This window comes from Chromohalobacter sp. HP20-39 (assembly GCF_033052815.1).
Lineage (GTDB): Bacteria > Pseudomonadota > Gammaproteobacteria > Pseudomonadales > Halomonadaceae > Chromohalobacter.
Window position 1 is genome coordinate 1 of record NZ_JAWHTP010001128.1, and the last position, 239, is coordinate 239.

A 239-nucleotide genomic window follows, 5' to 3' on the forward strand; every position below is an offset into this window, starting at 1 on the left:
TGGCAAACGCGTGCCCCTCGCTCGCCAGGTATTGCGCCATGCACAGCATCGGCGTAATGCCAATGCCGCCGGCCAGCAGCAGGTGCCGCGGCACGTCCGGCTGGATCGGAAAGTGGTTGCGCGGCGCGCTGATCTGCAGCGTGCTGCCCTCTTCCACGGCCTCGTGCATGGCGCGCGAGCCGCCGCGCGACTGAGCGTCGTTCAACACGGCAATCACATACCGATGCCGTTCGTCCGGG

The 239-nt window shown here is 67.8% G+C and carries 1 pseudogene; it reads right to left on the bottom strand.

Annotated features, from left to right (window positions below):
• Positions 1–239 (bottom strand): annotated as a pseudogene (locus RVY79_RS21415) (oxidoreductase); the annotation flags it as partial.